Source organism: Mesorhizobium sp. Root157, from assembly GCF_001427385.1.
Lineage (GTDB): Bacteria > Pseudomonadota > Alphaproteobacteria > Rhizobiales > Rhizobiaceae > Mesorhizobium.
On the sequence record NZ_LMGJ01000023.1, the window covers coordinates 78,334 to 90,576 of the forward strand.

Consider the following 12,243-nt stretch of genomic DNA (forward strand, 5'->3'; position numbering starts at 1 on the left):
GTGCTACCTGAGGTTCTTCGAGACGACGGCGGCCATCTCGTCTGCCGCCTGAATCACTTTCGAGTTCATCTCATAGGCGCGTTGAGCCGAGATCAGCTCCGTGATTTCCTTGACGGGATCGACGTTGGAGCTTTCGAGGTAGCCCTGCTCGAGAGTAGCGAAGCCCGGATCGCCGGGAACGCCGACAGTCGCCGGACCCGACGCCGCCGTCTCCTGGAACAGATTGTCGCCCAGCGGGGCAAGGCCGGCCTCGTTGGCGAAATTGGCGAGCGTCAACTGGCCGAGATCCTGAAGGTCGACCTGACCGTCGATGCGGGCAAAGACCTGTCCTGATTTGTTGACGATGACTTCCACCGCATCGGGTGGGACGTTGATTGCCGGAATGACGTTGGCGCCATCCACGGTGACGAGCTGGCCCGTCGCATTGGTATTGAAGGCGCCGGCGCGGCTGTAGAGAGTGCCGCCATCGGCGCTTTCGATCTGGAACCAGCCCTTGCCGGTCAAGGCGAGATCAAAGGCGTTGCCGGTGTTGGTGAGAGAACCTTGCGTGTGAACATTGCGCACCGCCGTCGTCTTGACGCCGAGACCGACGGAAATGCCTTCCGGCACGATCGAGGCGTTGGAACGGTTGGGAACACCCTGGGCGCGGTCGACCTGATAGAGGAGGTCGGAGAACTCGGCGCGCGCACGCTTGTAGCCTGTGGTGTTGATGTTGGCGATGTTGTTGGCAATGACTTCCAGGTTGGTCTGCTGGGCGTTCATTCCGGTTGCGGCGATTGCGAGTGCTTTCACGATGCGGCTCCTCAGATACTCATACGGCTGACTTCGAGATAGGCGCTGACGATCTTGTCGCGAATGGCGACGGCAGCCTGAAGGGTTTGCTGCGCGCTCATCACCGCATCCACCACCTGGCGTGTGTCGGCGTTGCCCTTGAGTGCCTCGACCGACAGCATCTCGGCGTTTTCGAGATTGCCCACGGTCTTCGTTGCGGCCTGGGACAGCGCCTCGGAAAATGAGGTGGTGCCCACGTCCTTCGTGCCGGAGGTTGCGCCGCCCTGAAACAGCTCGGTTCCGGGTCCGGCCGTGCCGATCGATGGCTTGAGATGGATTGAACCGATGCCGCCGATCATCGCTAGTTCCTCATCAGGTCGATGGTCATCGAGATCAGGTCGCGAGCCTGCTTGATGACCTGCAGATTGGCTTCGTAGGAACGGTTCGCCTCGGTCATGTCGGCCATTTCGATCAGCACATTGACGTTGGGCGTCTTGACGTAGCCGTTTTCATCGGCCGCCACGTTGCCCGGCTGGAATTCCAGCGGGAAGGCGGTCGGGTCACGGTCGATCGAACTCACCTCGACGAGATTGACGCCGGCGGCGCGGTCGAGTTCGGAAGCAAAGCTTATCGTCTTGCGCTGGTATGGATCGGCGCCTGAAGTGTTGCCGGTGGACTGGGCATTGGCGAGGTTCTCGGAGACGACACGCAGTCGCTCCGACTGGGCGCCGAGGCCCGATGCTGCGACCTTGAGGGCGGCTGTCAGGGCGTCCATCGCGCGTCAGGCCTTCGTCACGGTCATCAGCATTGAATGGAATGCCTTGACGATTGCGGTGTTGAGTTCGAACGAACGCCTGACTTCGCCGGTCTTCATCAACTCGTTTTCCATCACCACCGTGTTCTTCGATGGGAGCGGCGCGCCGTCGTACTCCTGCGGCTTGGTGGCGAAGCCGGCATTGGTGGCTCCGAAGCCGAGGTGGCCCTCCTGAGTGGCGCTCAGCGAAACCGATGTGCGGTCCAGAACCTTCTCGAACGGCTCGACATCACTGGCTGTGTAACCGGGTGTATTGGCGTTGGCGATGTTGCCGGCAATGGCGGTCTGGCGCACGGCCAGCCATTGTGACTGTCGCGTTGCGAGATCGAATAGATTGACGGGCTCCATGAGACTTCTCCGGGCTGGTTTCCAGAGAATAGGCGGCCAGTCTTGCGCGGGCCTTGCGCGAGACGAGGAGCTGGCGGTGCTGGAAAAGTTGGACAGGGCGCGGCGGTTGTCTCCGGCGCGCCCACCCAACTGTCAGTCGATGTCGAAGCTCACGCCCTGAGCGAGGGGCAGGGCCTTGGAATAGTTGATGGTGTTGGTGGCGCGGCGCATATAGGCCTTCCAGGCGTCCGAACCGCTCTCGCGTCCGCCGCCTGTCTCCTTCTCGCCGCCGAACGCGCCGCCGATTTCCGCGCCCGAAGTGCCGATGTTGACATTGGCGATGCCGCAATCGGATCCGTCTGCGGAAAGGAAGCGCTCCGATTCCTGCAGATCGCGCGTGAAGATCGATGACGACAGGCCCGCGCCCACCGCGTTGTGTAGTTCAAGTGCTGTATCGAAGTCGGTGTACTTCATCACGTAGAGGATCGGCGCGAAGGTCTCTTCGGTCACCGGTGCCACCTGCTCAGGCATCTCGATCAGAGCCGGATGGACGTAGTAGGCGTCCGGATGGCCGTTCTCGACCCGCTTGCCGCCGGTCACCTTGCCGCCATGGCTTGCGGCCTGGCTGAGCGCCTTTTGCATGTGGTCGTAGGCGGCCTTGTCGATCAGTGGCCCGACCAGTGCCTTGCCCTCCAGCGGGTTGCCGACCGACACGCTCTCATAAGCCTTTTTGAGACGCGGCACGATCTGGTCGTAGACGCTTTCATGCACGAACAGGCGGCGCAATGTCGTGCAGCGCTGGCCGGCGGTGCCCATCGCGCCGAAGGCAATGGCCCTGAGTGCCATATCGAGGTCGGCCGAGGGGCAAACGATGCCGGCATTGTTGCCGCCAAGCTCCAGTACGGCACGGGCGAAGCGCTTGGCCAGACGCGGACCGACTTCGCGGCCCATGCGGGTAGAGCCGGTGGCCGACACCAGCGCCACCTTGGGATGGTCGACCAGAACCTCGCCGACCGCGCGGTCGCCGATCAGCACCGGGCAGAGCCCGGCCGGCGCGTCGGGGCCGAAGCGCTTGACGGCGCGGGCGAAAATCGCCTCGCAGGCAAGGGCGGTCAGAGGCGTCTTTTCGGAAGGCTTCCACACCACGGAATCGCCGCACACCAGCGCAAGGGCGGCGTTCCACGACCACACGGCAACGGGGAAATTGAAGGCCGAGATGACGCCGACGACGCCCAGCGGATGCCAAGTTTCCATCATGCGGTGGCCGGGCCGCTCGGTGGCGATGGTCAGGCCGTACAGCTGCCGCGAAAGGCCGACGGCGAAGTCGCAGATGTCGATCATCTCCTGCACTTCGCCCAACCCCTCGGACGGGATCTTGCCGACCTCGATCGACACCAGCCGGCCAAGCTCGCTCTTGTGAGCGCGCAGTTCCTCGCCAAGCAGCCGCACCAGTTCGCCGCGGCGCGGCCCCGGCACCAGACGCCAGGCCTGGAATGCGGTATGCGCGGCCTCGATCGCCTTGCCGGCGTCGGCGGGCGAAATCTGCTTCAGCGCGGCGATCTGCTCACCTGTCACCGGGCTGCGAACCGCCAGATCGCCACCCGACAGGGCACCCTTTGCAACGCCAAGCTTCGACAGAAGCTCGACCGTCTCATTCGATATAGACATCAATGTTCCCTTTCGGAATCGAGGCCCACCGGCGGCAGCCTGCGCCGCGCCACGGTCTCGTGCGAGGTTTGCCGATGCCTTATCCTTTTCGGCAGCCGACCGCCACCCCGGCATCGTCCCAGCGAGCCCGAGTCGATTGAACCAGATCTGGTGCTGCGGATAGTGAAATCAGTGTGGAGCCGCTGAGTGCTGGACACGGTGCGCGCCCGCTTCCCTGGTCAGCCGGTCGATGTGCTGGCGAATGTGCGCTGCTTCGGCGGCGGTGTTCGCAAGCGCGATCGCCTGGTCGAATGCGGTGCGGGCCTCTTCGTTACGGCCCAGTTGCATCAGCAGCCCGCCCTTGAGTCCGAAGAAATGGAAATAGCCGCACAGGCGCTCTTCCAGCGGTTCGATCAAGGCAAGGGCCGCTTCCGGTCCCCGCACCTTGGCCACGGCGACGGCCTTGTTCAGCGTCACCACCGGCGAGGGCTGCATCCGTTCGAGCATGCCGTATAGGAGTTCGATTTCCTGCCAGTCCGTGTCTTCTGCTCGTGCCGCGCGGGCGTGCAGGGCGGCGATGGCGGCCTGCACCTGGTAGGGGCCGGGCGTGCGATGCCTCAGCGCCTTGTCGACAAGCGCCAGCCCTTCGTCGATCATCTTGCGGCTCCACAGGTGGCGATCCTGATCGTCCAAAAGGACGATCTCGCCATCGGCGTCGAAGCGGGCCGGAGCCCGGGCATGCTGCAACAACATCAGGGCCGTCAGTCCCATGATCTCCGGTTCGGTCTGGAACAGCCTCAGCAACAGCCTCGCCAACCGTATCGCTTCTTCGCACAGCGGGGCGCGTGCGGCGGCATCGCCGCTAGAGGTCGAGTAGCCCTCGTTGAAGACGAGGTAGAGCATGGCGGCGACCGACGCGAGCCGCTCCGGACGCTCGGTCGGACCGGGCGTTTCGAACGGCATGCCTGAACTGGCGATACGTGCCTTGGCGCGCGTAATGCGCTGTTCCATGGCACTTTCACCGACCAGAAAGGCGCGCGCAATCTGTTTGACGCTGAGGCCTGACACGATGCGCAAGGCGAGCGCTATCTGTTGCGTTGCAGGCAGGTCGGGATGACAGCATACGAACAATAGCCGCAGGATATCATCGCGATAGTGAGCGCCATCAAGCCTGTCGGCGATATCTCTCTCGGCATCTTCGAGGTCGGAGATCTGATCCTCGTCCGGCATCGCCGTCTGGCGGCTGCGCTTGCGCACGGCATCGATGCCACTGTTGCGGCCAACGAGGATCAGCCAGGCTGCCGGATCGCGTGGCGGTCCGTTCTGCGGCCAGCTTTTCAGCGCTCTCAGGCAAGCATCCTGAAATGCCTCCTCGGCGGTGTCGAGGTCGCGGAAATAGCGCAGCATCGCACCCATCGCCTGCGGGCGAGCAGCACTCAGCGCGGAACTGATCCAGGAAGGATCGGTCATATAGTCGCCTTTACTGGGTTGAGGGCACCCACCGGGCGGATTTCATATGAGCCGCCGCTCGGGTTCACATCGGAAAGTTCGCGCGCGAACTGGACGGCCTCCTCCAGATTGGCGCAGTCGACCGTATAGAAGCCGAGGAACTGTTCCTTCGTCTCGGCGAACGGCCCGTCGATGACCAGCGACTCACCCTTGACCCTGCGCAAGGTCGTTGCGGCCGTCGTCGGCAACAGCCGCGCCACCGGGCCGAGCTTGCCCGCCTTGGCGTATTTTTCCTGCACGGCGGCGAGTTTGCCCATTACGGCATCGTCCTGTTCCTTGCTCCAGGACGAGACGACGTCTTCCGAAGCGTAGCAAAGGATAGCGTAGAGCATGGGTACCCTTTCTTGTCTCTTCAAAGGACGAAAAGGGTAGGGCGGCGCCGACAACGCGTCGACAAAATTCTTTGGAGGCCAGCACGACCGAACGGTTGCCCCGAACCTGCCGCCAACGTGCGCGATCCCTGAGTTGCCGGCAGCCGAGAAATAGCCTCGTCCGAGTCGCCGATGGACTCCAAAAGCCGATTTTGTCAATTCGTGTTTGATGTCGGATTCGACTGGGGTTAGATTGTACCCGAATCAGCCGATCCCTTGGGGGGCGAGGCGGGCAATCTTAAAGTCTGACGTTCCGGACCCGTCCGGTGCAGACGCGATGGCTTTCGCGTTCCCCCGGTGGATTCGTCCGATCCGGCGCTTGTCTGCGCTGTGTGAGTTTCAACGTGAAAGTGATGCGTGTCGAACCAGCCGCTGGCCGTGCCAGCGATGGAACGTAGATCGATTCTGACCAAAAAGAACCAAATGACCGCTTCTGCAGCGCTTCTCAAGACCGATACGATCAGCACCAGGCTTGCGTCGCGAGGCGATCTGACCAGCTTTCTGATGGAACTGACGGCCGAGATCGGCGCCGATAGCTATATGCTTGTCGCGATCGTTCATGGCGAAGTGAAGAACGACGCACGCATCGTGGCGTCGAACTGGATATTCGATGCCATCGAACTCACCGGCAGATGCCTTATCGCCGCGCTGGCGCAAGGTCCGCTCACTTCTATCCTCGGTAGCCGCCCGTCGGCGCTGGTTACGGGCCAGGCCCCTTGCGCACGCGACTTGGTCAGTGGCGAAGAAGCCGTGCTGCTCGATGTGCTTGGCCATGCCGAAATCTATTCGCTGGCTTTGAATGTCGGACGGCAACGCTTTTTCCTGTTGGTGTCGGCGGGCCAGGCAGGGCAAATCGACCAATCGGCGCTGATGAAGGCCCAGTTGAAGTGTTGTTATGCCCTTTGTCAGGTCCCGCAACTGCTGGCCGACGCCGCCACGCAGGATCCATTGTCGGATCGGGAGCGCGAATGCTTGTTCTGGGTTTCGGAAGGCAAGACGACCGATGAAGTCGCCGTGATCCTGGGCGTCTCGTCCAACACGGTCAACAGCTACATCACCCATGCGATCCAGAAATTCTCGGCCAGCAATCGCGCCATGGCGATTGCGACCGCGATCAGGAGCGGCATCATTTGACAAGCGCAGCCGCCAGACAAAGCACTGAAACGCCCTTCAACGATCAACGCAATCCGTTCGGACCGTCCACGCCTGCTTTGGAGGCGCATCAGACAGTTTCGATCGCCGATGCCGTGCGTCGCTGTCGATGGATCGCCATCGATGTCAATGCGACATCGTTCGGACTGTTCATGGTCGGGCCGTCATTGGAGCGGGCGCGCCTCGTCCCATGCTTCGATTCCGACTATCCCAATTTCGGCATCGCCAAGACGGTATCGGCACTCGATTGCGAAGAGATCGTCCGCCACGTTCGCGTGTCGACCCAGCCCCGCTGGTGGTCGGACGGGAACAACGCCATCATGCAGGAACGGCTCGCGGATCTTTCCTGGGCATCATCCACGCAACCGCTTGTGCGGGGGACGGCCGGCGTTGCATTCCCGGTCCATGCCGAGCGCGGGCGCTGCGGGCTGGTCGTGTTCACCGGCGACGACATGAGCGTTGAGCAGGGCATGCTTTACGACATCCATGCCCGCTGCTTCTCCCTGTTTTCCGCAGTTTCGCGCATTCGCCCGGGAGACACGGGTCTGTCGCGGGCGATGTCACGGCGCGAACTGGAGTGCCTGAAGCTGACCGCCAACGGCTATACGAGCGAAGAGATCGCCCGATTGCTGAAACTTTCCGTCCACACCGCCAACCAGTATCTCACCCAGTCGGCTCAAAAGCTCAACGCCGTCAGCCGCACGCAAGCCGTTGCCAAGGCTCTGAGGCTGGGGCTTATCGAGTAGCCGCGATTGTCACGGTCCGGCGTATTCTCGCCCGATCGATCGCCACTTGCAGCAAGTCGGTGTTGTGTTGCGGATCATCGTTCGGCTTTTCGAACGAGACGTAGTTCACGACGACCGAGGCTTTATCCTCAACGAGGGTAAGCTGGAAATAGACCGTAACGCCGCGCGGCCTGAGTTCGAGGTCGAGCACGATGCGAGGACTGCCAGCCCAGTCGACGTGCGCTTCCCCGCCGTGGCCGAGCCGCAGCGTGCCCGGCAGAAAATACAACTCAGCCGCTGAATCCACCAGATCGGACAGGCAGGCGAAATGTTCCAGCCGGATGAAGGCGATGTAGTCGGCGACGTCGACAAGCCTCAGTTCGCCGACCACCTCTCCAATGGCATTGGCGACGATGCTTTCGCGTGTATCTGCATGCGGTTGCCTGTTCATGACACCTGCCGGCGCGAGGCCTTGTTGGAGTAGACGATCCGCACCAGTTCGGCGACGGCCTGGTAGAATTGCGATGGGATCACGCTATCGACTGAAACTTGCTTGTACATGGAGCGGGCAAGCGCAATGTCTTCGAAAACGGGAATGTTGTGCTCGCGCGCGATCTCGCGAATCTTGAGCGCGACCAGATCCTGACCCTTGGCCAGCACGACAGGGGCGGAATCCTCGTTGCGCACATATTTGAGCGCGATCGAAAAGTGCGTTGGGTTGGCGATGATCAGTGTCGCGCGCGGAACCGCGGCCATCATGCGGCGGCGCGCCCGGTCGCGCGCCACCGACCGGATGCGGGACTTCACGATCGGGTCGCCTTCCGACTGCTTCATCTCGTCCTTCACCTCCTGCTTGCTCATCCGCAGATCCTGCTTCCAGTGGAAGCGGGACCAGACGATGTCCGCCGCAGCGATGGCACCCATGACGAAGACGATGACGACGAGGATGTCGACGGTGAAGCCGCGAATGACCAGTCCGAACTCCACCGGGCTGGTGATCATGCCTTCGAGGAGTCTTTGGACGCTGTCGGACAGGGCGAGGATGAGGACCAGGATGGCGAACCCGACCTTGGCCACCGATTTGAGGAATTCCACGAAGCCCTGTACGCCGAACAGCCGCTTCCAGCCCTGGCTGAGTGAAATCCGCGACAACTGCGGCCTGATCCGTTCGCCGACGAACTGGGGCATGTTCTGGATGACCGACGTTCCTACCCCGGCAACCACCAGAAGCACCAGCAGGCTGACGACGGCCCGGCTTATCTCCATCATCACGTCCTTGTAGAGCGAAATGACGTCGGCCTCTGTGTTCATCGGCCAGGATTCCGGCTTTTCCAGAAACATCGACAGGAACACGCCCAGATCGACTGCCGCGTCCTTCGCATAGAAGACGGCATAGGCGAGGATGGCGACGAAGGAGCCGAAGATCGCTGTTTCCCTCGAATGAGGCAGTTTGCCTTTCTCGACGGTGTCGCGGATCTTCTTCTCGGTCGCTTCCTCTGTTTTGGATTCCTTGTCGGGGGGATCGGCCATGGTGGCTCAAACGGTCAGGCGGCTTCGGCCGTCTGCGCCCCGGGGAGTTCGAAGGCGCCCTCGCGCGACAGGCGCACCGTCGCCGATGAAATCGACTTGCGCGCCTCGAGGATGTCGGCCAGCGCGATGCCTTCCGAGCCCTGCGAAAGTTCCGACTCGATCATGCGGCGCGCGCGCGCGCCAATGGAAGACAGGATGGATTCGGTGATTTCGGCTGGTGTGCCGCGCAGTGCCAGGGTGATCAATTCGGTCGAAAGGCCATCGAAAACGAGAACGCGAGCCTTTTGTGTCAAAAGCGGAATGTCGTCGAAGGAGAAGACCCGCGCCTTGACGCCGGCGAGGTCCGGCGTGCCGACCTCCTCCAGGTCCTGCATCACTTCGTCGAGCTGGCTCTTGTCCATTTCATTCAGGACGCTGGCGACGCGGGCCTGTCCGGCCGACGTGTCTTTTGTCGACGAACTGTCGAGCAGCCGGTTGCGAAGCTGGGTTTCGATGATCCTTGTCGCGGTTGGCGGCGCATTCGACATGGTCACCATGCGTTTCATGATCTCGCTGCGCTGGGGTTTTTCCAAGGTCAGCAGCACATTTGCCGCCACTTGCGGCGATAGCTTGGCCAATACCATGGCCGATGTCTGGGGATGCTCGCCCGAAAGGAAGGCACCAAGCCGCAACGGCTCCAGTTTCTCAAGCTCTGGCCAGATCGGGGGAGGCGCGTCGTCCGCAACATCCTCCTGCTTGCCGTTCATGATGGCGCTGACTTCTTCCGGCGACAGGGATTCGTTCAGGATAGTGTCCATCTTGTCGGCGGAATCCAGAAGGCCGGCACCCTCGGTGAATTCGGCTTCGAATTCGGCGACGATGTGCTCGAGGTCCGATTGCGGAATGGTGCGCAGAAGGCGCGCGGCCTCGATAAGGGCCTTGAGTTCTTCCTGCTTGAAGAATTTGAGCAGCCGGCTGGCCGACGGCTTGCCCATGGCGACGAGGATCGCGGCTGCCTTCTGCGGGCGCGTCAGCGTCAATGCTGTCATCATGGCCTATCTCCCTTGCCGCAAATCGTGCCGGCGCACGGCTGTAGCCGTCAGGCGCTCTTGGTGGTTGCGATGATTTCGGTGAGACGGATGCCGAAACGCGAAGAATCGCTTTCCAGGACGGTGATTTCGCCCCGCGCGATCTTGCGCCCGTTGACGACCACGTCGACCGGTTCACCGATGCGCCGGTCCAGCGCCACCGTGGAGCCTTTCTGCAGGGCCATGAGCTCGGACACAGGCATCTCCGTCGTGCCGAGCACGATCTGAACGTCCACGGGAATATCCATGATGATGCTGGTGTTGGCGCTACCCGTGTGTGCAGCACCGCCCGGCCGCTCCTCTTCCTGCTGGAGAACGCCGCGCAACTCCTCGATGGCCCGATCGAGTTGCTCGTCCGGCTGATCCGCCTCAACTTCCGCGTTTGCCTGGCTCATTGCTTCGTCTCCCATAGGTCTTGCCGAGTGCCGATGGCGATCAGCCCGGCAAAAGCCCGTCGATGAAATCCTGCCCGGCATCGTAAGCATGATCGATGCGGACCGTGTAGTTGTTGCCCAGCTTGCCGAACTCGCAGACAAACAGCGTCTTGTCGCGCGCCGAAAGGCGCGCGTGTGTTTGCGCAGTTTCCTCGATCTCGAGAACCTCGCCTTCGCGCAGGCCCGTGAGTTGGCCAAGGGTCAGCCGGGCCAAAGGCATCGTTGCCTCCAGGGCGATGGTTGAGCGCATCACCTCGTCGGAGAAATGGGCGTGCCACTCCGAGACATCGCTGGCTTCGGCATCGGCGCCGTTGCGCGCCAGAAGCACGCGCTGCGGAATGACCACGGTCACGTTGCCGGTATCGGTCGGGGTCGACAGGCCAAACACGATCTTGACGGCGGGACCATCGCGCAGCACCCGTCGCTTGGCCTCCGCGCCCGAAATCGCCCGGGGCACGGGAAGCCGCAAATCGAGCGAGCGCCTGCCGGTGCCGTTGAGGATCTGGGCGATTTCCTGGAACACCAGCGTCGCCACGTCTATCTCGACCTGCGAGAGATCCCGTTCGATGGGCGAAACGGATTGGTCGGGGTCCGCTCCGAACAGGGCGCAGACCATGACGGTTACCGCGGAGCCGTCGATGACCATGGTCATCGCGTCGGATGAGATCGACGAGGCGACCACGGTCATGGCGAAAGTTTCCCCGGCGCGGGCGCGCGCCTCGGCTACGCGAGCCACTTCCACTGCCTGAAGGTCCGCGGTGACGTTAACCCCGATCTCGCCGGCCAGTCGCTTGTTGATGAGCGGAAGGGCGCGTTCTGCCATCGAGCGGCCGGCGCCAATGACCTGCGAATTGTCGCCGCTGTCGCCGACAAGGCGTTCGATGATCAGGGAGCGGGCTTCCGCCGGGCTGCCCGGGCTGGTCATGACGCCACCTTGCTCATCGTCATGCCTTGCATCGCTCAGGCTGCCTTCTTGTCCGCCGTACCGGCGTTCATGGTGCTTTGCTCGACTGCATCGATGGAGGGCCGGTCATGCGAGGAGATCGTCTTGCGGCCGAATTCGATGGCCACCTGCGGCAACGAGCCGTTCATGTAGGCCAAAAGCGTCTGCTTGACGATGACGTAGAGGCGGTTCTTCTTGTCGCGCACCGTCTTGATCTTGGTCGCGATCGGCCCGACCACGGCATAGGAAAGAAAGATGCCGAGGAAGGTCCCGACCAGTGCGGCGCCGATGAGGCCGCCGAGAATTTCCGGCGACTGGTCGAGCGCGCCCATCGCCTTGACGACGCCCAGCACCGCCGCCACGATGCCCAGTGCCGGCAGGCCGTCGCCTACCGCCACCAAGGCATGATAGGCCTTCAGCTTGTCGGTGCGGATCGTGTGGATTTCCTCGTCCATCAGCGCCTCGATCTCGTGCGAGCGCGCATTGCCGATGATGATGATGCGGCAGTAGTCGCAGATGAAGTTGGTCAGGTCCTTGTTCTTCAGCACGGACGGGAAGGCCTGGAAGATCGCCGACTCGCCCGGATTGTCGATGTGGGCTTCAACCTCGCTGCGTGACTTCGAGCGCAGCTCGCGCATCAGGCTGTGCAGCACGCCCAGCGTTTCGAGGTAGTCGCGCTCCTTCGGCACGGCCTGCTTGAAAGCTTCGACGATGCCCCTGCCGGTATCCTTGACCGTCTTCATCGGATTGGCGACGAGGAAGGTGCCGAGCGCAGCGCCACCGATGATGACCAGTTCCCAGGGCTGCATCAGGACATGCAGGTGACCGCCCATGGCCATGAAGCCGCCGAGAACGCAGCCCAGCGTGACCACCAATCCGATCAGAATTCCCACGGTCAACCCTTCCGCACGTCACATCAGGCACACCGAATAGCGCGCGTGGCTTGTGTGAGG

15 protein-coding genes are annotated in these 12,243 nt (G+C 62.4%); 2 read left to right on the forward strand and 13 right to left on the reverse strand.

What is annotated here, in order from left to right; all coding sequences use genetic code 11:
- Nucleotides 1-3 precede the first annotated feature (3 nt).
- The 7 genes from flgG to ASD64_RS12650 form a co-directional block, all read right to left on the reverse strand.
- Nucleotides 4-792, reverse strand: coding sequence for a flagellar basal-body rod protein FlgG (flgG, locus tag ASD64_RS12620; RefSeq protein ID WP_056105557.1), 789 nt, complete (start codon nt 790-792; stop codon nt 4-6).
- 11 nt (nt 793-803) lie between these two features.
- Nucleotides 804-1,130 carry a flagellar hook-basal body complex protein FliE gene (locus ASD64_RS12625; RefSeq protein ID WP_056105558.1) on the reverse strand — a complete coding sequence of 109 codons (327 nt, stop codon included), beginning with the start codon at nt 1,128-1,130 and terminating at the stop codon, nt 804-806.
- Between the two features lie 2 nt (nt 1,131-1,132).
- Nucleotides 1,133-1,546 carry a flagellar basal body rod protein FlgC gene (gene flgC / locus ASD64_RS12630; RefSeq protein WP_056105559.1) on the reverse strand — a complete coding sequence of 138 codons (414 nt, stop codon included), beginning with the start codon at nt 1,544-1,546 and terminating at the stop codon, nt 1,133-1,135.
- A gap of 6 nt (nt 1,547-1,552) precedes the next feature.
- A complete protein-coding gene (gene flgB, locus ASD64_RS12635) occupies nt 1,553-1,933 on the reverse strand; it encodes a flagellar basal body rod protein FlgB (RefSeq protein ID WP_056105560.1) in 381 nt (126 codons plus the stop codon).
- Nucleotides 1,934-2,065: 132 nt separating this feature from the next.
- A complete protein-coding gene (locus ASD64_RS12640; RefSeq protein ID WP_056105561.1) occupies nt 2,066-3,580 on the reverse strand; it encodes an aldehyde dehydrogenase family protein in 1,515 nt (504 codons plus the stop codon).
- Nucleotides 3,581-3,748: 168 nt separating this feature from the next.
- Nucleotides 3,749-5,029 (reverse strand): RNA polymerase sigma factor, encoded by a 1,281-nt coding sequence (locus ASD64_RS12645; RefSeq protein WP_056105562.1) that lies wholly within the window; start codon nt 5,027-5,029, stop codon nt 3,749-3,751.
- Nucleotides 5,026-5,400, reverse strand: coding sequence for a YciI family protein (locus tag ASD64_RS12650; protein WP_056105563.1), 375 nt, complete (start codon nt 5,398-5,400; stop codon nt 5,026-5,028). The genes ASD64_RS12645 and ASD64_RS12650 overlap by 4 nt, the downstream gene beginning before the upstream one ends.
- A 462-nt stretch (nt 5,401-5,862) precedes the next feature.
- Here ASD64_RS12650 and ASD64_RS12655 point away from each other — a divergent pair, with 462 nt between their 5' ends.
- Both ASD64_RS12655 and ASD64_RS12660 read left to right on the forward strand, forming a co-directional pair.
- The gene (locus tag ASD64_RS12655) at nt 5,863-6,573 is read left to right on the forward strand and encodes a helix-turn-helix transcriptional regulator (RefSeq protein ID WP_056105940.1); all 711 of its coding nucleotides are present in this window, start codon (nt 5,863-5,865) and stop codon (nt 6,571-6,573) included.
- Nucleotides 6,570-7,337, forward strand: a complete 768-nt coding sequence (locus tag ASD64_RS12660; protein ID WP_056105564.1) for a helix-turn-helix transcriptional regulator — start codon at nt 6,570-6,572, stop codon at nt 7,335-7,337. Before ASD64_RS12655 ends, ASD64_RS12660 begins: the two co-directional genes overlap by 4 nt.
- Here the strand turns inward: ASD64_RS12660 and ASD64_RS12665 are convergent.
- Genes ASD64_RS12665 through motA form a run of 6 tightly spaced genes read right to left on the reverse strand, consistent with a single transcriptional unit; the run spans nt 7,327 to nt 12,183 of the window.
- Nucleotides 7,327-7,767: a hypothetical protein gene (locus ASD64_RS12665; RefSeq protein ID WP_056105565.1), complete on the reverse strand. Its 441-nt coding sequence runs from the start codon at nt 7,765-7,767 to the stop codon at nt 7,327-7,329. The two genes, ASD64_RS12660 and ASD64_RS12665, sit on opposite strands and share 11 nt — an antisense overlap.
- Nucleotides 7,764-8,846 (reverse strand): flagellar biosynthesis protein FlhB, encoded by a 1,083-nt coding sequence (gene flhB / locus ASD64_RS12670; protein ID WP_056105566.1) that lies wholly within the window; start codon nt 8,844-8,846, stop codon nt 7,764-7,766. Before flhB ends, ASD64_RS12665 begins: the two co-directional genes overlap by 4 nt.
- A gap of 14 nt (nt 8,847-8,860) precedes the next feature.
- Nucleotides 8,861-9,874 (reverse strand): flagellar motor switch protein FliG, encoded by a 1,014-nt coding sequence (locus tag ASD64_RS12675; protein WP_413813604.1) that lies wholly within the window; start codon nt 9,872-9,874, stop codon nt 8,861-8,863.
- Between the two features lie 50 nt (nt 9,875-9,924).
- Nucleotides 9,925-10,308 carry a flagellar motor switch protein FliN gene (gene fliN, locus ASD64_RS12680; RefSeq protein WP_056105941.1) on the reverse strand — a complete coding sequence of 128 codons (384 nt, stop codon included), beginning with the start codon at nt 10,306-10,308 and terminating at the stop codon, nt 9,925-9,927.
- 40 nt (nt 10,309-10,348) lie between these two features.
- Entirely contained in the window at nt 10,349-11,272 is a 924-nt protein-coding gene (locus ASD64_RS12685) for a FliM/FliN family flagellar motor switch protein (protein ID WP_056105568.1), read from the reverse strand.
- Between the two features lie 35 nt (nt 11,273-11,307).
- A complete protein-coding gene (gene motA / locus ASD64_RS12690; protein ID WP_056105943.1) occupies nt 11,308-12,183 on the reverse strand; it encodes a flagellar motor stator protein MotA in 876 nt (291 codons plus the stop codon).
- Nucleotides 12,184-12,243: the final 60 nt, after the last annotated feature.

Coding starts and splice junctions, on each gene's coding strand:
- ASD64_RS12625 (WP_056105558.1), bottom strand. CDS start 1,130: ATGATCGGCGGCATCGGTTCAATCCATCTCAAGCCATCGATCGGCACG.
- flgC (WP_056105559.1), bottom strand. CDS start 1,546: ATGGACGCCCTGACAGCCGCCCTCAAGGTCGCAGCATCGGGCCTCGGC.
- flgB (WP_056105560.1), bottom strand. CDS start 1,933: ATGGAGCCCGTCAATCTATTCGATCTCGCAACGCGACAGTCACAATGG.
- ASD64_RS12640 (WP_056105561.1), bottom strand. CDS start 3,580: ATGTCTATATCGAATGAGACGGTCGAGCTTCTGTCGAAGCTTGGCGTT.
- ASD64_RS12645 (WP_056105562.1), bottom strand. CDS start 5,029: ATGACCGATCCTTCCTGGATCAGTTCCGCGCTGAGTGCTGCTCGCCCG.
- ASD64_RS12650 (WP_056105563.1), bottom strand. CDS start 5,400: ATGCTCTACGCTATCCTTTGCTACGCTTCGGAAGACGTCGTCTCGTCC.
- ASD64_RS12655 (WP_056105940.1), top strand. CDS start 5,863: ATGACCGCTTCTGCAGCGCTTCTCAAGACCGATACGATCAGCACCAGG.
- ASD64_RS12665 (WP_056105565.1), bottom strand. CDS start 7,767: ATGAACAGGCAACCGCATGCAGATACACGCGAAAGCATCGTCGCCAAT.
- flhB (WP_056105566.1), bottom strand. CDS start 8,846: ATGGCCGATCCCCCCGACAAGGAATCCAAAACAGAGGAAGCGACCGAG.
- ASD64_RS12675 (WP_413813604.1), bottom strand. CDS start 9,874: ATGACAGCATTGACGCTGACGCGCCCGCAGAAGGCAGCCGCGATCCTC.
- fliN (WP_056105941.1), bottom strand. CDS start 10,308: ATGAGCCAGGCAAACGCGGAAGTTGAGGCGGATCAGCCGGACGAGCAA.
- ASD64_RS12685 (WP_056105568.1), bottom strand. CDS start 11,272: ATGACCAGCCCGGGCAGCCCGGCGGAAGCCCGCTCCCTGATCATCGAA.